General features: G+C 47.0%; 16 protein-coding genes, 2 tRNA genes, 3 rRNA genes and 1 riboswitch. Of the genes, 14 read left to right on the top strand and 7 right to left on the bottom strand.

Translation table 11 applies throughout. From position 1 onward, the window contains the following. Positions 1 to 69: 69 nt before the first annotated feature. The gene (locus tag LEPBO_RS45450) at positions 70 to 213 is read left to right on the top strand and encodes a DNA cytosine methyltransferase (protein ID WP_347277625.1); all 144 of its coding nucleotides are present in this window, start codon (positions 70 to 72) and stop codon (positions 211 to 213) included. Next, positions 152 to 295 carry a hypothetical protein gene (locus LEPBO_RS45150; protein ID WP_239741242.1) on the top strand — a complete coding sequence of 48 codons (144 nt, stop codon included), beginning with the start codon at positions 152 to 154 and terminating at the stop codon, positions 293 to 295. Before LEPBO_RS45450 ends, LEPBO_RS45150 begins: the two co-directional genes overlap by 62 nt. Positions 296 to 793: 498 nt before the next feature. Here LEPBO_RS45150 and glyQ read toward each other — a convergent pair whose 3' ends face one another. Next, a complete protein-coding gene (gene glyQ / locus LEPBO_RS0129405) occupies positions 794 to 1,681 on the bottom strand; it encodes a glycine--tRNA ligase subunit alpha (protein WP_017291182.1) in 888 nt (295 codons plus the stop codon). Between the two features lie 312 nt (positions 1,682 to 1,993). On the opposite strand from glyQ, the gene LEPBO_RS0129400 reads away from it, so the two are divergent. The 6 genes from LEPBO_RS0129400 to LEPBO_RS0129375 all read left to right on the top strand — a co-directional run bounded on the left by LEPBO_RS0129400 (position 1,994) and on the right by LEPBO_RS0129375 (position 7,606). Then, a 16S ribosomal RNA gene (locus LEPBO_RS0129400) occupies positions 1,994 to 3,481 on the top strand. Between the two features lie 114 nt (positions 3,482 to 3,595). Continuing rightward, positions 3,596 to 3,669, top strand: a tRNA-Ile gene (locus LEPBO_RS0129395). A 14-nt stretch (positions 3,670 to 3,683) separates the two neighbouring features. Then, a tRNA-Ala gene (locus LEPBO_RS0129390) sits at positions 3,684 to 3,759 on the top strand. Between the two features lie 199 nt (positions 3,760 to 3,958). Further along, positions 3,959 to 6,842, top strand: a 23S ribosomal RNA gene (locus tag LEPBO_RS0129385). Positions 6,843 to 6,956: 114 nt separating this feature from the next. Beyond that, positions 6,957 to 7,073: ribosomal RNA gene (gene rrf, locus LEPBO_RS0129380) — 5S ribosomal RNA — on the top strand. The 16S, 23S and 5S rRNA genes sit together here with 2 tRNA genes alongside, the layout of an rRNA operon. A 149-nt stretch (positions 7,074 to 7,222) precedes the next feature. Further along, the gene (locus LEPBO_RS0129375; RefSeq protein ID WP_017291181.1) at positions 7,223 to 7,606 is read left to right on the top strand and encodes a single-stranded DNA-binding protein; all 384 of its coding nucleotides are present in this window, start codon (positions 7,223 to 7,225) and stop codon (positions 7,604 to 7,606) included. 50 nt (positions 7,607 to 7,656) lie between these two features. Here the strand turns inward: LEPBO_RS0129375 and LEPBO_RS0129370 are convergent, their stop codons facing one another. Next, a complete protein-coding gene (locus LEPBO_RS0129370; protein WP_026149014.1) occupies positions 7,657 to 9,069 on the bottom strand; it encodes a hypothetical protein in 1,413 nt (470 codons plus the stop codon). A 146-nt stretch (positions 9,070 to 9,215) separates the two neighbouring features. Between LEPBO_RS0129370 and glgA the strand changes: the two genes are divergently transcribed. Further along, positions 9,216 to 10,691, top strand: a complete 1,476-nt coding sequence (glgA, locus tag LEPBO_RS0129365; RefSeq protein WP_017291178.1) for a glycogen synthase GlgA — start codon at positions 9,216 to 9,218, stop codon at positions 10,689 to 10,691. A gap of 75 nt (positions 10,692 to 10,766) precedes the next feature. Here the strand turns inward: glgA and LEPBO_RS0129360 are convergent, their stop codons facing one another. The 3 genes from LEPBO_RS0129360 to LEPBO_RS0129350 form a co-directional block, all read right to left on the bottom strand. Beyond that, positions 10,767 to 12,569: a M3 family oligoendopeptidase gene (locus LEPBO_RS0129360; RefSeq protein WP_017291177.1), complete on the bottom strand. Its 1,803-nt coding sequence runs from the start codon at positions 12,567 to 12,569 to the stop codon at positions 10,767 to 10,769. A gap of 96 nt (positions 12,570 to 12,665) precedes the next feature. Next, positions 12,666 to 13,574, bottom strand: coding sequence for an allantoinase PuuE (gene puuE, locus LEPBO_RS0129355; protein ID WP_017291176.1), 909 nt, complete (start codon positions 13,572 to 13,574; stop codon positions 12,666 to 12,668). After that, complete coding sequence (locus tag LEPBO_RS0129350) at positions 13,574 to 13,996, bottom strand: hypothetical protein (RefSeq protein WP_017291175.1); 423 nt, start codon at positions 13,994 to 13,996, stop codon at positions 13,574 to 13,576. Before LEPBO_RS0129350 ends, puuE begins: the two co-directional genes overlap by 1 nt. A 148-nt stretch (positions 13,997 to 14,144) precedes the next feature. Here LEPBO_RS0129350 and LEPBO_RS0129345 point away from each other — a divergent pair, with 148 nt between their 5' ends. The 3 genes from LEPBO_RS0129345 (at position 14,145) to LEPBO_RS0129335 (ending at position 16,466) form a co-directional block, all read left to right on the top strand. Then, positions 14,145 to 14,585, top strand: a complete 441-nt coding sequence (locus LEPBO_RS0129345; RefSeq protein ID WP_017291174.1) for a DUF3574 domain-containing protein — start codon at positions 14,145 to 14,147, stop codon at positions 14,583 to 14,585. A 318-nt stretch (positions 14,586 to 14,903) separates the two neighbouring features. Next, positions 14,904 to 15,047, top strand: a riboswitch (cobalamin riboswitch). 104 nt (positions 15,048 to 15,151) lie between these two features. Beyond that, on the top strand, positions 15,152 to 15,607 hold the full coding sequence (locus tag LEPBO_RS0129340) for a hypothetical protein (RefSeq protein WP_017291173.1): 456 nt from the start codon (positions 15,152 to 15,154) through the stop codon (positions 15,605 to 15,607). 37 nt (positions 15,608 to 15,644) lie between these two features. Continuing rightward, a complete protein-coding gene (locus tag LEPBO_RS0129335; RefSeq protein WP_017291172.1) occupies positions 15,645 to 16,466 on the top strand; it encodes an acyl-CoA desaturase in 822 nt (273 codons plus the stop codon). 153 nt (positions 16,467 to 16,619) lie between these two features. On the opposite strand, the gene LEPBO_RS0129330 is transcribed toward LEPBO_RS0129335, so the two are convergent. After that, positions 16,620 to 17,009 carry a RidA family protein gene (locus LEPBO_RS0129330; protein WP_017291171.1) on the bottom strand — a complete coding sequence of 130 codons (390 nt, stop codon included), beginning with the start codon at positions 17,007 to 17,009 and terminating at the stop codon, positions 16,620 to 16,622. Beyond that, positions 17,006 to 17,434: an NUDIX domain-containing protein gene (locus tag LEPBO_RS0129325; RefSeq protein WP_017291170.1), complete on the bottom strand. Its 429-nt coding sequence runs from the start codon at positions 17,432 to 17,434 to the stop codon at positions 17,006 to 17,008. The genes LEPBO_RS0129330 and LEPBO_RS0129325 overlap by 4 nt, the downstream gene beginning before the upstream one ends. A gap of 102 nt (positions 17,435 to 17,536) precedes the next feature. Between LEPBO_RS0129325 and malQ the strand changes: the two genes are divergently transcribed. Together malQ and LEPBO_RS38635 are read left to right on the top strand one after the other, a co-directional pair. Next, a complete protein-coding gene (malQ, locus tag LEPBO_RS0129320; RefSeq protein ID WP_017291169.1) occupies positions 17,537 to 19,045 on the top strand; it encodes a 4-alpha-glucanotransferase in 1,509 nt (502 codons plus the stop codon). A gap of 120 nt (positions 19,046 to 19,165) precedes the next feature. Then, entirely contained in the window at positions 19,166 to 19,534 is a 369-nt protein-coding gene (locus LEPBO_RS38635; RefSeq protein WP_017291168.1) for a response regulator, read from the top strand. Positions 19,535 to 19,657 lie beyond the last annotated feature (123 nt).

Genomic DNA, 19,657 nt, shown 5'->3' with positions numbered 1-19,657 from the left:
CTGAGTGTGTTGGAATTATTTGAAGAACCTCTTTGTCAAAGCTGGAGTGAAGCCGGAACATAGACAGGAATCGAGGATGCAAGAAGTCAGCTTTTTCTAGAGTATGTTCGGATTCTGAAAGATAAGCAACGGCTCTTTTTCCTGACTGAAAATGTCTCTGGAATGCGGCGAAAAACATCTTCATGCGTTGCTTTCAATCATTACGAGCGTTGAGAAAGCGGGCTATGTTGCTTCACATAAGCTACTAAATGCAACAATTCGGAGCGGATATGAGCGGACTTTGCCACCTGAATAGCATCACATCAGCAAAGACAAAGCACAACGATCAGAATGCACGAATGGAAATGTTCGACAACAGACTGAACGCTCGCATCGACAGCAGAGTAAGTTTTGCAAGGTTTGGAAACAGACAAAGGTGACGACTCGTTAGTTGGGAGCGATTTCAATTGGATTTAGCAGCATCGTCGGTTTCGATCCACCGTCTCACAGCGAGCAGGACTGTCCACTTGGACTTGGACGTGGCATGATATCGCAATCTATCCCACCTTATCCTGACGCATTACCCAATCTTTTTAGGCATGCAAAAGATCAAGTGATGCCAGATATTGTAGACATCGCAAATTTAAGACTTGATGTAGACGACATAGTTTGAATTACTCCGGATTCAGAAGCTCTTGTTGCACATAGTTCTTTTCTATTGCCCTATTGCCCACCTTATCCGCGACACTGAATCTGCAGTCAGTGATAGAGCGATCGCAGATTTGTAGAGTGCGATCGCTCTATCTTTTTCCCTTTAAACCGCCTCAACCTTCTCCCTTTTCAACAGCGGAAACCCTAACTTCTCCCGCTGTTTCAAATAAAGCTGCGCCACCTGCCGCGCCAAATTCCGCACGCGCCCAATATATCGCGCCCGTTCCGTCACCGAAATCACCCCACGCGCATCCAGCAAATTAAACGTGTGCGAGCACTTTAGCACCTGATCGTAAGCAGGCAACACCAACCCACGCTGCATCAACTGCTCCGCCTCCTGCTCAAACAACTTAAACAGCGTAAACAAGAGTTCCGGATTCGATGCCTCAAAATTATAAGTCGAACACTCAATTTCCCCTTGCAGATGCACATCACCATAAGTGATCTCATCATTCCATTGAATATCGAAAATCGAGTTCACCCCTTGTAGATACATCGTCAGTCGTTCCAGACCATATGTAATCTCGATCGAAACCGGACGGCAATCCAATCCTCCACACTGTTGGAAATAAGTGAACTGCGTCACCTCCATACCATCCAACCAAACTTCCCAACCGACTCCCCAAGCGCCAACCGCCGCATCCTCCCAGTTATCCTCCACAAACCGAATATCGTGATCCTCCGGCGAAATCCCCAACGCCTTCAGCGACTCTAAATAAATCTCTTGAATATTGTCAGGCGATGGCTTAATCAGCACTTGATACTGATAATAATGTTGCACCCGATTCGGATTCTCCCCATACCGCCCATCTCCCGGACGACGACAAGGTTCCACATAGGCAACCGCCCAAGGCTCAGGCCCGATCGCTCTCAAAAACGTATGCGGACTCTTCGTACCTGCCCCCTTCTCCGTATCGTAAGGTTGCACCACCAAACATCCCCGCTCCGCCCAAAACTGATTGAGCGTCGAAATCACAGACTGAAAATTCACGTTCCCTAGCCCTCAGCGACAAAAATCACTTGCCTATTGTCGCCCAAAACCTCATTCTGCGGGCAGTTGAGAACGAATTGAAAAAAGGAGTTGACACCCTGTAGGTTATCCCGCTATATTATCAAAGCGCGGGTGAGGGAAGAGCGAGCGAAAGCGGACTCAGCTTCATCTGCGAGAAACTGAACCTATAAAACAGAATAGTTTAGAAGCCAGAGAAAGGAAAGCCTTCGTCAAGAAAATGTTCCTAACGAGTTAGGAACCGGAAAGGTAACCGGATAAATTACTGAATTGAGCTACAAGCTTACTCTATTTACTATGGAGAGTTTGATCCTGGCTCAGGATGAACGCTGGCGGTATGCTTAACACATGCAAGTCGAACGGTCTCTTCGGAGATAGTGGCGGACGGGTGAGTAACGCGTGAGAACATGCCTTTAGATTGGGGACAACAGTTGGAAACGACTGCTAATACCGAATGTGCCTTAGGGTGAAAGATTTATTGTCTAGAGATTGGCTCGCGTCAGATTAGCTAGTTGGAGTGGTAACGGCACACCAAGGCGACGATCTGTACTTGGTCTGAGAGGATGACCAGGCACACTGGAACTGAGACACGGTCCAGACTCCTACGGGAGGCAGCAGTGGGGAATTTTCCGCAATGGGCGAAAGCCTGACGGAGCAATACCGCGTGAGGGAGGACGGCTTTTGGGTTGTAAACCTCTTTTATCAGGGAAGAATCGATGACGGTACCTGATGAATCAGCATCGGCTAACTCCGTGCCAGCAGCCGCGGTAATACGGAGGATGCAAGCGTTATCCGGAATTATTGGGCGTAAAGCGTCCGTAGGTGGTTTATCAAGTCTGCTGTCAAAGCGTGCGGCTTAACCGCATAAGGGCAGTGGAAACTGATGAACTAGAGTGCGATAGGGGTAACAGGAATTCCCAGTGTAGCGGTGAAATGCGTAGATATTGGGAAGAACACCAGCGGCGAAAGCGTGTTACTGGGTCTGCACTGACACTGAGGGACGAAAGCTAGGGGAGCGAAAGGGATTAGATACCCCTGTAGTCCTAGCCGTAAACGATGACAACTAGGCGTGGTTCGTATCGACCCGAGCCGTGCCGTAGCCAACGCGTTAAGTTGTCCGCCTGGGGAGTACGCACGCAAGTGTGAAACTCAAAGGAATTGACGGGGGCCCGCACAAGCGGTGGAGTATGTGGTTTAATTCGATGCAACGCGAAGAACCTTACCAAGGCTTGACATCCTCGGAACCCTGATGAAAGTTAGGGGTGCCTTCGGGAGCCGAGAGACAGGTGGTGCATGGCTGTCGTCAGCTCGTGTCGTGAGATGTTGGGTTAAGTCCCGCAACGAGCGCAACCCACGTTTTTAGTTGCCAGCATTCAGTTGGGCACTCTAGAGAGACTGCCGGTGACAAACCGGAGGAAGGTGTGGATGACGTCAAGTCAGCATGCCCCATACGCCTTGGGCTACACACGTACTACAATGCGTCGGACAAAGAGCAGCCAGCCAGCGATGGTGAGCCAATCTCATAAACCGGCGCTCAGTTCAGATTGCAGGCTGCAACTCGCCTGCATGAAGGCGGAATCGCTAGTAATCGCAGGTCAGCATACTGCGGTGAATACGTTCCCGGGCCTTGTACACACCGCCCGTCACACCATGGGAGTTGGTCACGCCCGAAGTCGTTACTCTAACTGCTTGCAGAGGAGGACGCCGAAGGTGGGGCTGATGACTGGGGTGAAGTCGTAACAAGGTAGCCGTACCGGAAGGTGTGGCTGGATCACCTCCTTAAAAGGAGACCTACCCTCTCACTTAGCTAAAGCTAGGATGAGAAAGGTCAACTAGGTCGTTCGAAGCTTTCCATAAATTTCGATGTGCTTCTAAACTATCCCGGTTCAGGGATGGGGGCTATTAGCTCAGGTGGTTAGAGCGCACCCCTGATAAGGGTGAGGTCCCTGGTTCGAGTCCAGGATGGCCCACTCCATTAAGACAAGGGGGTTTAGCTCAGTTGGTAGAGCGCCTGCTTTGCAAGCAGGATGTCAGCGGTTCGAGTCCGCTAACCTCCACCAACCGATTGATTGAATCACTCTGTTGAATTTTTTGTTGAATTGAGCGATTGAGGATATGCGACAGCAACTCATCTGCGAGATGTAGAGAGCCTGCTGGATTATGTCCAGTACAAGAACCAAGAAAACTGCATAGTAATGATGTCAGGTAGAGATACACAGACACCAATGTAAAGGACTAAAACTGATTGAAATAATTAGTGGTCAAGCTACAAAGGGCAGATGGTGGATACCTAGGCACACAGAGGCGATGAAGGACGTGACGACCGACGATATGCTTCGGGGAGCTGGAAGTAAGCATTGATCCGAAGATTTCCGAATAGGGCAACCTTTAACATGACTACCTGAATCCATAGGGTAGAGCAAGCTAACCCAGCGAATTGAAACATCTTAGTAGCTGGAGGAAGAGAAAGCAAACGCGATTTCCGTAGTAGCGGCGAGCGAACTGGAAACAGCCTAAACCAGGTGATTTATCATCTGGGGTTGTGGGACAGCAACGTGTATCAGAGCGGTTAAACGAAGTAGTGAGAAGCTACACCAGAGAAGGTGAAAGTCCTGTAGTTGAAAACTTAACTGAGCTAGCTGTATCCCGAGTAGCATGGAGCACGTGAAATTCCGTGTGAATCATCGAGGACCACCTCGAAAGGCTAAATACTCCTGTGTGACCGATAGAGAACTAGTACCGCGAGGGAACGGTGAAAAGAACCCCGGGAGGGGAGTGAAATAGAACATGAAACCATCTGCTTACAAGCAATGGGAGGACGATTGAACGTCTGACCGTGTGCCTGTTGAAGAATGAGCCGGCGACTTATAGGTACAGGTAGATTAAGGCGGAGATGCCGAAGTCAAAGGGAAACCGAGTCTGAATAGGGCGCGATATCTGTATTTATAGACCCGAACCCCGGTGATCTAACCATGTCCAGGATGAAGCTTGGGTAACACCAAGTGGAGGTCCGAACCGACTGATGTTGAAAAATCAGCGGATGAGGTGTGGTTAGGGGTGAAATGCCAATCGAACCGGGAGCTAGCTGGTTCTCCCCGAAATGTGTTGAGGCGCAGCGGTAATTGTTTAAGTCTGGGGGTAAAGCACTGATTCGGTGCGGGCTGGGAGACCGGTACCAAATCGAGTCAAACTCTGAATACCAGATGAATAGATTGCCAGTGAGACGGTGGGGGATAAGCTTCATCGTCAAGAGGGAAACAGCCCAGACCATCAGCTAAGGTCCCAAAATAACACCTCAGTGATAAAGGAGGTGGGAATGCAGAGACAACCAGGAGGTTTGCCTAGAAGCAGCCATCCTTAAAAGAGTGCGTAATAGCTCACTGGTCAAGCGTTCCTGCGCCGAAAATGAACGGGGCTAAGGTGTTTACCGAAGCTATGGACTTGCATTTATGTGAGTGGTAGGGGAGCGTTCTGTTGTAGTGAGAAGCATCAGCGGCAAGCAGGTGTGGACGAAGCAGAAGTGAGAATGTCGGCTTGAGTAGCGCAAACATTGGTGAGAATCCAATGCCCTGAAATCCTAAGGGTTCCTCCGGAAGGCTCGTCCGCGGAGGGTGAGTCGGGGCCTAAGGCGAGGTCGAAAGACGTAGTCGATGGACAACTGGTGAAGATTCCAGTACTCAATTTGGATTGTGACGGGGGACGGAGAAGGCTAACACAGCCCCATGTTGGTTAGGGGTTCAAGCATTCGAGGTGATGAGAGTCGGCGGAAACGACTTGAGCTGAGGTGTGAGTACGAGAGTCTACGGACTCGAAGTGTGTGATGTCAGGCTTCCAAGAAAATCCCGGATCACGATAATTCAAATTACCCGTACCCGAAACCGACACAGGTAGGATGGTTGAGAAAACTAAAGGGCGCGAGATAACTCTCTCTAAGGAACTCGGCAAAATGACCCCGTAACTTCGGGAGAAGGGGTGCCACCGAGAGGTGGTCGCAGTGAAGAGGCCCAAGCGACTGTTTACCAAAAACACAGGTCTCCGCTAAGTTGCAAAACGATGTATGGGGGCTGACGCCTGCCCAGTGCCGGAAGGTTAAAGAAGTTGGTCAGGGATTCGTCCTGAAGCTAGCGACTGAAGCCCCGGTGAACGGCGGCCGTAACTATAACGGTCCTAAGGTAGCGAAATTCCTTGTCGGGTAAGTTCCGACCCGCACGAAAGGCGTAACGATTTGGGCGCTGTCTCGGAGAGAGGCTCGGCGAAATAGGATTGTCTGTGAAGATACGGACTACCTGCACCTGGACAGAAAGACCCTATGAAGCTTTACTGTAGCCTGGAATTGGGTTCGGGCTTTAACTGCGCAGGATAGGTGGGAGGCTATGATTCAATCCTTGTGGGGATTGAGGAGCCAACGGTGAGATACCACTCTGTTAAGGCTAGAATTCTAACCTTCGCCCGTAATCCGGGGAGGGAACAGTTTCAGGTGGGCAGTTTGACTGGGGCGGTCGCCTCCTAAATGGTAACGGAGGCGCGCAAAGGTTCTCTCAGGCTGGTTGGAAATCAGCCGTAGAGTGTAAAAGCACAAGAGAGCTTGACTGTGAGACGAACATGTCGAGCAGGGACGAAAGTCGGCTTTAGTGATCCGACGGCGCTGCGTGGAAAGGCCGTCGCTAAACGGATAAAAGTTACTCTAGGGATAACAGGCTGATCTCCCCCAAGAGTTCACATCGACGGGGAGGTTTGGCACCTCGATGTCGGCTCATCGCAACCTGGGGCGGTAGTACGTCCCAAGGGTTGGGCTGTTCGCCCATTAAAGCGGTACGTGAGCTGGGTTCAGAACGTCGTGAGACAGTTCGGTCCATATCCGGTGCAGGCGCAAGAGTATTGAGAGGAGTCTTCCTTAGTACGAGAGGACCGGGAAGAACGCACCGCTGGTGTACCAGTTATCGTGCCAACGGTAAACGCTGGGTAGCCAAGTGCGGAGTGGATAACCGCTGAAAGCATCTAAGTGGGAAGCCCACCTCAAGATGAGTACTCTCATGGTGTTAAACCAGTAAGGTCACGCGGAGAACACGCGTTGATAGGCTCTAGGTGGAAGTGCAGTAATGTATGCAGCCGAGGAGTACTAATAGACCGAGGGCTTGACCTCTTGAATCAGATTGAATCTAAGCCTTGGTGTTTGAGATTTCTACATTCAAAACTGACATCAAAAACTATGCAGCCTTCTGGGTTCTGGTGAATTTGAGCCAGACTCAACGAGTTTCCTGGTGGTGATGGCGATGTGGACCCACACTCATCCATCCCGAACTGAGTGGTGAAACGCATTTGCGGCGACGATAGTTGGAGGGTAGCCTCCTGTCAAAATAGCTAACCGCCAGGGTATCATTAGAAAGAAAACGTGCTTTAAGATTTTTCTTAGAGCGCGTTTTTAACTTTAAATCCGCTGGATAGCAAAATTTTGAGAGAAGACGGGCACTATGGTTCTACAAAGTTTATTTGCTAAACACGATTTAAAGCTGGAGATTTTTCATGTCGAGTGCTGGACTCAATCAATGGATTGTTAGCGGCAATTTAGCGGCTGATGCAACCGTGAAAACAGTAACGCTTAAAGATGGTAGAGAAGCGAAAGTTGCAGAAGCAACAATCTATGTTCGGAAGTCTCGCAATCGGGAAGAATCTTTTACAGTGTCTTTGAGCATTTGGGAGAAATCGACAGCTTGGCGAGTATTGCCATATTTGAAGAAAGGGTCGTTGATTATTTGTACTGGGGCAGTTGAGCCAAATCCATTCATTTCAAGCAATGGAAACGTGCCAAGAGCAGGCTTGCAGATGACAGTCATTGATATACATCTCGATCAAGTAAAAGAAGAAGAGATGGAAGATGTAGAAGAACCTGTTGCAGTTCCGGCTTAGAAAAAGTAGTTTGAAATGAAAAGCGATCGCAGAAGTGCGATCGCTTTTTGCTAGCTTAATACAGACTTACCTCTGCGATAAATCTCACGTGCGTAATCCGTCCATGCTCCTTGTCCCCAATATCGAAAGCAACTTGTTTGAAGCAACAAGTTATAGAGCAAAGCTTCTTGATAATGAGGATGGCTAGTATCAATTTGATGAAACAATGCGCTCAGTTCTGTCATCGGTTCTAGAACATTCTCATAGCCTTTTACCCAGCTGAGATCATTTGTCCAAGAAGCTCCATCAATGTGAAAGCGATCGTCATTTTGTTTGAGATTCGCGATCGCTTGCTCTACAGTTTCAGCATGATGATCAACTCGTTGCCAGATTTTGTGTTGTTGGACGGCTTGAACTTTTGGATAGTCGTTGGGGCTAATGCCTGAGGCTTCAAGTAGCTCTAAATATTCAGTTCCATTGATTGCAACAATGCCTGAATTGTTATTGCCGGAATCTCGGATTTCGTGGTAAATGCGAAAGAAATCACGCGGATATTCATTCATCATTACGCCGCCATTTTCACCATCAGCAATTTGGGAAACTAAAGATGGAATTTGGGTGTGATTGAGTTGTTGTTTTGATCGTGTTTTTGCCTCAAAGTAAGGCTGCATTTGAGCCACTAATTTTGTATCTGAACCTTGAGTTTTGATTAATGCAGTAATTGAGATTGTTTCGTGATTTGAATTGCGCGCGACCAGTTGATTAGGAATGTATTTCTGGTCATGAGGTAGGGGCGAACCATCGAGACATTCTACAGAATGTTCTTGGACAAGAAGCCATTGATAGCCACATTCTTTTAAGGCTTTAATGTATTGAAAGAGTGTGTCGGGATGATTTGGGAGGTGCATTTCTGGGGGAGAGAAGCCTCTGACACGCTTGAGAGCCTCGTTGCCGAAGATGGATGCAAAATGATGTTGCCAAGCCTGAATATGGAGTTTGAGGTCAGGAATAGGCGTAGAAGGGACAACGGCATGGCTCCACATGGTGCCGAGCCATTCGACGTAGGGTTGAAATTCGCGATCGCAGGTCATCCGCTTAAGATGATTCAGAATGTCGTCACGCCCCATTTGCTGGAATCCCCAGAGGAGATTGCCAGAATAGTCGAGCATGATGCGGGGATTGCAGCCTTGAGAAACGAGTTCAGGAATAAATTCTCCCATACGGCTGTAGCACCAAGCGAAGGGAGCCGCATTGTGATTATCTCCATCGTTGGGATGCTCGAACATGTGCTGGAGATTGCTGATCAATTCGCCGTTTCTGCCTGCGGGGATCGTGGGCTGGTGCATGTGGAGGGCACAAGCGAAGGCGGATTGGATAGAGTCAAGGCGGAGATGTGTGGTGGGAAGGAAAACGGGATCAGAGGAATAGGAGATTTCCGAACCGCAGATCGGTGGGAAACTAGAGGTCGTCAGCGTGGTTGCCATGGGGAGATCCTTGAGTCTGTAGGGTCAGATCTTAGATCAGACGTTCTCAAAAGAGGTTTAAGTTTTGAGGCGACTTGCAAAAAATCAAGGTTACGTATTGAATAAAGACATCAAAAAATGAATTTTTGTTAACTAGGGGGATAGAAATGTATATTGTGCAAATTGCCTCCGAGTGTGCGCCAGTGATTAAGGCGGGCGGTTTGGGGGACGTGGTTTATGGTCTGAGCCGGGAATTGGAGAATCAAGGGCATTGTGTAGAGTTGATTCTGCCTAAGTATGACTGCATGCGGTACGACCATATCTGGGGGCTGCACGATGCATATCGAGATTTATATGTCCCCTGGTTTGATGGGTGGGTTCATTGTTCGGTGTATTGCGGCTGGGTGCATGGTCGGGTTTGTTTCTTTATTGAGCCGCATTCGGAAGATTTTTACTTCGATCGAGGAGTGTACTACGGTTGCGATGATGACAACATGCGGTTTGCATTCTTTAGCAAAGCGGCATTAGAGTTTTTGCTTCAAAGTAATAAGCGACCTGATGTGATTCATTGTCATGATTGGCAAACGGGCTTGGTTCCGGTGATGCTATTCGAGATTTATAAGTATCACGGAATGGCAAATCAGCGAGTTTGCTATACGATTCATAACTTTAAGCATCAAGGATTTGCGGGGACGCAAGTTCTCGAAGCGGTGCAGTTGAGACGACCTGAATACTATTTCAGCTATGACAAATTGAGAGATAACTTTAATCCGTTTTCGATCAATTTTATGAAAGGTGGAATTGTTTATGCAAATGCAGTAACAACTGTCTCACCTCATCATGCCTGGGAAGCTCGACATACAGATGTGAGCTATGGATTAGGACATACTTTAGAAGTCCATCAAGATAAGTTCTCTGGAATTTTGAATGGATTGGATTATGGCTTCTGGAATCCTGAGAACGATCGATATCTGCCTTATCATTACTCGGCGGAAACATTTGATCAAAAGGCTTATAACAAAAAGGCTCTGCGAGAGCGATTGTTGTTAGAAGATTCAGATAAGCCGATCGTCTGTTTCATTGGACGATTAGATGATCAAAAAGGGGTGCATTTGGTGCATCATTCGATTTACTATGCCTTAGAAAGAGGGGCACAGTATGTTTTATTAGGATCGGCAACGGAGTCGTCGATCGACAAATGGTTTAGACATGAGAAAGAGTTTCTGAATAATAATCCCGATTGTCATATTGAGCTTGGATTCAATGAGGAGCTATCCCATTTAATCTATGCGGGCGCAGATATGATCGTCGTGCCGAGTAACTTTGAGCCTTGTGGTCTGACACAAGTGATCAGTTTGAAGTATGGAACTGTCCCGATCGTTCGAGGTGTGGGAGGGTTGATCAATACAGTATTTGATCATGATTATGATCAAAACCACCTGCCTGAAGAGAGAAACGGATTTGTATTCTATGACAAGGATAACTATGCCTTAGAGTCCGCGATGGGACGAGCTTTTGATCTTTGGGGACAGAATCGGCAGGTCTTTAATCAGTTGGCGATTCAGGGAATGAAGTATGACTATTCTTGGACGGAATCAGCTAAAGAGTATGCGGAATTATATAACAATATTCGGCATAAGTAGCAGTTGACAGAGCTGGATAAATTCTGAGAAGCTCCAGTGAATTACAGTTCACTGGAACTTCTTTGTTTAAGTCATTTACAGGCTAGCTTGCAACTGATCTAGTAGCTTCTCAACATAGGTTAAAGCTCCCCGGATTGTTGCGGGATCTTCAATGTCAACGCCAACATACTGACGCAGTGCAGTCACTTGGTCTAGGCTGCCACCTGCGGCGAGTAGCTCTAAATACCCAGGAATAAAGTCTTTCCCAACTTCGAGATACTTCTGATAGCAAGCCAGACTCACAATGTTTGATGCTGTGTACTGATAGCAGTAGAAGGGCTTGAAGTAGATATGTCCGATTCTTGCCCAATCGTATTGATGTTCAGGCAGAACTTCAACTGCATCACCACAAAGAGTTTGATATAATTTCATCCATTCTTGGTTGACAAAGGATTGATCAAAACTGCTTTGAGCGGCACGTTCATGAACAGCTAGCTCTAGGCGGCTAATTGTGCTTTGCCGGAATAATAGATTTAACTGATCTTCAAGTTGTCGTGTGATCAATGATTTCGTCAAAGCCTTATCGTTTTTAGCTTGCTTCAGCAGATAGTCTAGCAACAGCAATTCATTGAAGGTTGATGCGATTTCAGCTAGCACCATTGGAGGATTGCTGTTGAAGTAGGTTTGTCGATCGTCAATCCAAGCAAAGTGCAATCCATGACCCATTTCGTGTGCTAGGGTGAACAACGAATTGTAGTCATCAGTGTATGACATCAGTAGATAGCTGTGTTTGCCGTAGGTGTAGGAACAGAATGCACCACCGCGTTTGCCAGGTCGGACTTTTGCATCGACCCAGTTTTTCACGAAGAATTCTTCTGCTCGACGGGCATAGTTCGGATCAAACTGATCTAATGCAGAAAGCAGCGTTTCGACTCCTGTTTTGTAGGTGACGGCTGGAGTTGCTTCAGTTCCCCAGGGTGCATAAAGATCGGCTGTGCGAATTTTCTGTCCTAGCGCTTGACCTTTTAGAGTGTAGTAGCGCTGGAAGAGATCAAAGCGATCGCCTGTTCCCTGCATGATTGCTCGAAATACAGGTTCAGAAACTTCATCTGCTAGCAGTTGCTTCTGCAAAGTAGACTCATAGCCGCGCATCTGATTTTCGATCTTGTGATCTTGTGCTACGGAATTCAAAATGTAAGCATACAGCGAATTATGCTGTTTCATGACTTTCCGAACAGATTGATAGCCTGCTGTTCGGATTTCTGCATCGGGGTGATAGAGCAATGCACTCAGTTCTGATTCGGTGCTGACGATGCGACCATCGGGAGTCGTGACAGGTTCGTATTCTTGTTCGCCCAGGTGAACTGATCTCAGTTGGATAAATGCTTGTCGTCCCGTTAAGCTATCTTGGTTGCGGGTTTGTTCAACTTCTTCAGAGAGTGTATGGGGTCGGTACTTCGCAATGCGATTGAGATAATGCTGATAGGTTGCTAGGGTAGAAGCTTTTTGTAGGGTTTCAAATTTGGCAGCATCTAATTTTTGCAGTTCGAGATCAAAGAAAAGAAGCTGATTTTCAATGCCTGTGAGCGCTTCCATGACTTTATCTAGAAATTGCTTGGCTTCGGTATTGCGGGTGTCGGCGGAGAAGATGAGAGAAGGAAACGCATAGAGATAGCCGGATTTTTCAGCGATCGCTTCTAATGTTTTAAAACACTCTGCTAATTGATCGGCGCTCAAATCTTTCACCTTGCCGCGATGTGCATCCCTAAACTCGCTGGCTTGTTGCTGCAACGACTCTAAATCTTGAGAGAAATTTGGATCGCTGAAGTTTTGATATAAATCAGATAAATCCCATTCTTGTGGATTGTCCAACTGCATCCGGTCAATCGCTTGTGTCATTCCATTAGCTCCTTAAACGGACTCATTATGATTACGCTTTGATTTCGATAGTAACACAGTAATCAATTTTGAACGGGAAGGCATCCGCGTTCTGGGTTATTTCGGTTGGTGATGTTCGTGCCAGTGTCGAGCAATATCAATTCGACGACAGAGCCAAACGCGATCGTGCTGCTGCACATAGTCCAAAAATCGCATCAGTGCAGCGGCTCGTCCAGGTCGTCCAACTAAGCGACAGTGTAAGCCAATGCTCATCATTTTTGGTGCAGTTTCACCTTCTGCATAAAGCACGTCAAACGCATCACGAAGATAGGCAAAAAACTGATCGCCAGAGTTAAACCCTTGAGACGTGGCGAACCGCATATCATTGTTGTCCAACGTATACGGGATGATCAGATGCGGCTTTTGGTCGGTATTGACCCAGTACGGGAGATCATCGGCATAGCTGTCAGAACTGTAGAGAAAGCCGCCTTCCTCAATTACAAGTTTGTCGGTATGCTCGCTGCTGCGCCCGGTGTACCAACCGAGTGGGCGACTGCCTGTGACACGGGTGTGAATGTCGATCGCTAATTTTAGATGCTCTCGCTCGGCTGCTTCTGAGAAGTCTTTGTATTCAATCCAGCGGTACCCATGACTGGCAATCTCCCAATCTGCGGCTTTCATCGCAGCAACGGCTTCGGGATTTCGCTCTAATGCCATAGCGATACCATAGACGGTGACTGGAATTCTGCGTGATGTAAACATGCGATATAACCGCCAAAATCCGGCACGGCTGCCGTATTCGTAACAAGATTCCATATTCATGTGGCGCATTCCCTGGAAGGGAGCCGCGCCAACAATTTCTGACAAGAACGCTTCCGAGGCGGGATCACCGTGGAGGACGCAGTTCTCGCCGCCTTCTTCGTAGTTGATGACAAATTGAACTGCGATTCTGGCTTGATCTTTCCATTGGGGATGGGGTGGATTTTGTCCGTAACCCACGAGATTGCGCGGATATGAATCAGGCATCAGCAATTGACCGATAAAAGTTGCTGATTCAGAAATATAACAAGATCTCGGACGGTATGCAGCATACCAATATCCAAACGATCGCGAATTTCAATGCCAAAGCGATCGTGAAAGTCCTCACATAAGGTACATTCCCAATCGAACCAGCAGACCAAAGGCAGTTGAAGATCCTCGGTTAAGCGATCGCTTGGGGTAATTTTTGCGAATTGCAACCCGGAATACGCTTCCATTTGCTGATAAACGAAAATTGCCAGATCTTGAGAAATTGAAAGCGGTTGCCAAAATGAGCGATACCAATCCTCGGATGTGCGAGTGGGGCGCGATCGCATTGCCTGATTGATCTGTCGTCGAATACTGAGGTCAGGACTCAGATCGGCGTAGGTTCTGATATTTAGAACGATATTGTCTAGCTTGCGCCACATGCTCCCTATTATCCGTTTGCCATCGGTTTGTCTCAGTATTCCCACTCAGAGATCGATTCAAGCTATCGATTTTTCGAGGTTTTAAAAATCGAGCGATTGCATGAAGAATTGCACTTCAACGTGAGAGAGCAGAGAATTTGAGGTTGATATGATGAAATCTAGATTCCACTTAATTTTAGGAGTGGCAGGCGGGCTGATTGTGCCGCTGCTGGTTTTCGCAAAGGTTGATGAATCTGTGGATCAATCTTGCCAGTTGCAACCGCATGGCAAGGCTTTTATGCGAACAGAGTTATTTTTTGGATTCGCGAAACCCGATCGCTCAGAAGTGACTCAGGTTGAATTTCAGCAATTTGTCGATCGCGTTGTGACTCCGCTATTTCCTGAAGGGCTGACAAGGGTAGCCGCGAAGGGGCAATATCGGAATTCGCAGGGTAAGGTTGTGGCAGAAAACTCTCAACTTTTGACGCTACTGTATCCGATGAATGTTGAGAGTAGCAAGAAGATTGATCAGATTCGAGCCGCTTATAAACAGGCATTTCAGCAAGAATCTGTATTGCGCGTGGATGAGCGATCGTGTGTTTCGTTTTAATGGTCAACTTGATAGTTTAATTTCTGAACGAGTCTCATCTTTATCGGGCATAGCGTTAGAGTTTTACGCGACATGATAGCTCAGAGGCAACGGTTCCGAGGAATCGCGACTTTTTAGATCAGCGAACAATAGGACGGCGAACTAGCGATTTGGTATTCTCGTCAACAACATGGAATGTAACCGATATGTGGATCTGTGCAAAATGTGAGAGCCTTCAGAGACTACTTTAGTAAACGATTTAGATGATTGGCTCATTTTCAATCCAGTTTGAGTGGGTGAAGTGCGGCAAAGATGAGTCTAATTTTGCTTGATCGTGCTACTCTCTAGATGAGTATCGGTTCTGATGGGAATCAGCCATTAGACGCAAGGGGGAAAGTTCGGTGCAAACCCGACGCTGTCCCGCAACTGTGATAAGAACTGTGTTCTTTGAGTCAGGATGCCCGCCGATGCATAGCGCCTCTTTAAGAGGTATGTCTGTTGTGTTTCATCTGCGAGGTACGGATGATGATGGTTCTTAGTTTCTTAAAACGGATTTGCTTCCCTATTTTGCAGTTCAGGGGAAGTTGATGAGGTTTCAACATTATGATTTGCGATCGCATTTTGATCACTGGCAAGATCTGGTTATTCAGCAGAATTTTTTGCAGATAGGGTTCACTAGCTGGAATGGCTATTTGAGACTAGGGCGAGGACTAGTAACCTGCAAGATTACGAATCGGATCAATGCTTCAATGAATTTGAGTATTGATTCTGTAGTCTTTGAGCAGGAGTTCGTCGCGCAGGCACAAGTCGAGCTATATTTGCGAATGCTTGAAGTTGATAGCCAAGCTGGGGTTGCGATTCACGAGGCAATCGCGACGTATGACCCAACTCAAGCGATCGTGCTTCTGGCGAGACGGGATCGCGAAGTTCAGGTCAGTCTACTGCAAAACCTAAAAATCTCTCCTGCTGATTGCTATAAACAAGTGCAGCACCGTTGGAGTGAGTTTCAACTAGAAGCCACAGAGCGCAATCGTGCTGAGTGATCACGCTGATTTTATCCAAACCGTTTGAGCAAAATTCATGACCGATGTCCGTTTGACTTCTCCACGTCCTCGTTGGACTGTAATTACTGTTGTTGTTTTCTTGCATTTAGGAGCCTTACTTGCACTGTCTCCCGCTTATTTTAGTTGGTCAGCCGTTGGAGTTGCTCTATTCTTGCATTGGCTGACGATCGGGCTAGGAATCTCTTTAGGATTCCACCGCCTAGCAACGCATCGCAGTTTCAAAACGGTCAAATGGTTAGAATACTTCTTTATCTTGTGTGGCACATTGGCAGGTCAAGGAGCCGTGAAGGGTTGGGTCGGCTATCATCGAATGCACCATTTGTTTGCCGATCGGACTGGTGATCCACATGATTCGACTCAGGGATTTTGGTGGAGTCATATCAGTTGGCTGATGCACGAGGTTCCATCTCATTCAGAACTGCATCGATTCACTCAAGATATTGCTCATGATTCGTTTTATCAGTTTTGCCACAAGCACTACATTGCTTTACAGATTGCATTAGCTGTTTTGCTTTATGGTCTCGGTGGAATGCCCTTCGTAGTTTGGGGAATTTTTGCGCGATTGTTTGTTGGCTTTCACAGTACGTGCTTTGTCAATAGTGCATGTCATACTTTTGGCTATCGGAACTATGCGGTCAATGATCGATCGACGAATTGCTGGTGGGCAGCATTGCTGACTTTTGGAGAAGGATGGCACAACAATCATCATGCTTATCAAGCTTCGGCGCAGTTTGGCAAGCGCTGGTGGGAAGTGGATCTGATATGGTTGACGATTCGACTGTTGGAGAAATTGAAACTTGCAAAAAATGTTAAGACTGCTCATCTAGTAGAGTATTGAATCTCACACAACTAATTTCCAATATTCAAATCGACAAAAGCCCGTACCCGTTCCAGAACAAGCATTTACCTTGTGATGTGAATCTTCCAGCCATCGCGCTTCGATGCGATCGCTCTCGCTTGTGAATCAGGTTCAAGAGCGATCGCAGTTCTCCTAATCTTTCAGTGTTGCAACACAGTCGATCTCAACCAAAACATCTTTTGGCAAGCGAGCGACTTCCACACAAACTCTTGCGGGTGCAGTTGCTTCATCAAAATATTTGGCATAGACCGCATTCATTGCCGCAAAATCGTTCATGTCTTTCAAGCAGACCATCGTTTTGACAACATCATCGAGCGACGAACCAGCCGCTTCTAAGATGGCTTTCAAACTGGTCATGGCTCGTTCGGTTTGAGCCGCAACATCGCCAGCACCGACAATTTCACCCGTCTGCGGATCGAGTGAGATTTGACCTGCGACAAAGACTAAACCTTGAGCCACGATCGCTTGATTGTAAGGACCAACCGGAGCCGGAGCCGCATCAGTCCGAATTACTTTTTTCATAATCTTGGGCGCATTCCATAATTTCTGTACTGTAAATAATCGTGCAAAATGCGATCGTGATCAAAACATAAATTCTCAGGGATCTCCCAAATCTCGACAATCCGCACATTTTTGGCATCATCACCTGCTTTGGGTTCGCCCTTGGCAGTGGCAATGTACGCAATGCTCATCGTATGTTGGCGCGCATCACGATCGGGATCAGAATAAACTCCCAGTAAATCAATGAGTTCAATGTGCAGTCCAGTTTCTTCTTCGGCTTCAAGATGTGCGGTTTTCTCAGCCGAATTTCCGTAATCGATGAAACCGCCGGGAATTGCCCATCCATGTGGGGGATTGAGGCGTTCGATCAGCACGATCGGGCGATGGGGGCGATCAATGAGTTCGATGATAATGTCAACGGTGGGAGCAGGATTGCGATGAGCCATAAAAAATTACGATTTCCGAATTAATCTTGATTCTTCTTGCGGTGGATTTTGTCCTCTCCGCCTCATGTTACAGTTCTCACAGCCTTTTCCTGCTAGATTACTATGCCTTTAATGCGATCAAGTGGCGTTTTGCTGCATCCTACCTGCTTTCCCGGTCGATTTGGAATCGGAGAACTAGGAGCCGAAGCTCATCGATTTATTGAGTTTCTTGTGCAGAGTGGACAGCAATATTGGCAAGTGTTGCCATTAGGTCCTACGGGATATGGAAATTCTCCCTATGCATCTTATTCATCAATGGCAGGCAATCCGTTGTTGATTAGTTTAGAGGCATTGCGCGATCGCGGCTTGCTAGAAGAATCGGATTTTGCGAATGCTGATGGATTTTGGATCGATTGTGTGGATTTCGATCGCGTCTATGCGTTCAAGGCTCCGTTATGGCGAAAGGCTTGCGATGCCTTTAAACATCAGAGTGATGAACAGCGCGATTTTGCCGATTTTTGTACGAGAAAAGCCTTCTGGTTAGAAGACTATGCGTTGTTCATGGCACTGAAGCATGAGAACGGCGGCAAGAGTTGGTATGAGTGGGAACCCGAATTGATGCAGTCGAAACCGGATGCGATCGAAGCTGCTCGAATCCGACTGCAAGAAGAAATTTACTACCAGAAATTTCTTCAATACGAGTTTTTCAAACAGTGGGTGGCGCTCAAAGAACATGCCAACGAAAACGGGGTGCAAATTATTGGAGATATTCCCATTTATGTTGCACATGATAGTGCGGATGTTTGGGCAAACTCGGAGAACTTTCGGCTTGATCCTGAGACCGGACATCCTGAACTGATGGCAGGTGTACCACCGGATTATTTTAGTGCAACAGGACAGCTTTGGGGTAATCCCATCTATGACTGGGACTATCTGGAATCGACAGATTTCAAGTGGTGGGTGCAGCGATTTGAAGCCATGTTAGATCTGGTGGACTGGATTCGGATTGATCATTTCCGTGGGCTTGAGGCTTATTGGGCAGTTCCGCAAGGTGAAGAGACAGCGATGAATGGGAACTGGATCGAAGCGCCAGGAGATCAGTTCTTTCAGATGCTCAATACGAAGTTAGGAAAGCTACCGATCTTGGCAGAAGATTTAGGTGTGATTACACCGGAAGTAGAAGCATTACGGGATAAGTATGAGTTTCCAGGCATGAAGATTCTTCACTTTGCTTTTGGGTCTGATCCGGGCAATCCTTATCTGCCATTTAACTATCCTCGTAATTGTGTCGTGTATACAGGTACGCACGATAACGATACAACGATCGGCTGGTATGAGCAGCTTTCAGACTATGAGCGGGGTAATCTTTGGAACTATATGGGCTGTATCGGACAGCAGGGAATTCATTGGGATTTGATTCGAGTCGCCATGAGTTCGGTTGCAGTTCTGTCGATCATCCCAATGCAAGATTTAATGGGGTTGGGAGCGAATACCAGAATGAATGTTCCGGGTCAGGCAGAGGGGAATTGGGGTTGGCGCTATCGATCGGAGATGTTGAATGACGAGATTCGCGATCGATTCGCAAGTTTGACGCATCTATTTGGGCGTGCACCTCACCGGAAGCGAGATTAACTCAAAATGTAAATTGAAGAACAGTAATGATGGTTCTCTAGTTTTCTACAATTTTCTGATAGGGTCAGCAACACGCATCAAGCTCTACAAATTGTTTTTCTAGTAATCATTACTGTCTCAATGATGATACAGACTATTCTGCTGATTGAAGATCATGCTGCGCTTCGAGCGAATTTGGCAGAGATGCTTGAGTTAGAAGGCTATCGAGTGATTGAAGCAGAAGATGGAAGCTCAGGAATCAAACTGGCAACGGAGGAACGCCCAAACCTGATTGTTAGTGATTTCGAGTTGCCTATTTTTGATGGATTTGATGTGTTGAGATTGCTCCGTCAAAATCTGGAAACCATGAATATTCCAATCTTGTTTTTAACCGGAGCAGTTGAGAATAACGATCGCTTGAAAATCCTCAAAGATCGAGGAGAAAAGTATCTATCTAAACCTTGCTCTCTCAGTAAGGTACTAGCAGAGATTAGGGAATGCTTATCTTAAGTTTCAGAATTGAATTCGTGATGAACAATGACACAATGTAACATTGCGTTCAGCATGAGCGATCAGTTCTCTAGTTTTTCACACTATTTCTCTATCGTTCTTTGATGTAGCAAACTTTATCAT

It is taken from the genome of Leptolyngbya boryana PCC 6306 (assembly GCF_000353285.1).
Taxonomy (GTDB): domain Bacteria; phylum Cyanobacteriota; class Cyanobacteriia; order Leptolyngbyales; family Leptolyngbyaceae; genus Leptolyngbya; species Leptolyngbya boryana.
This window is presented reverse-complemented; position numbering and strand designations above follow the sequence as displayed.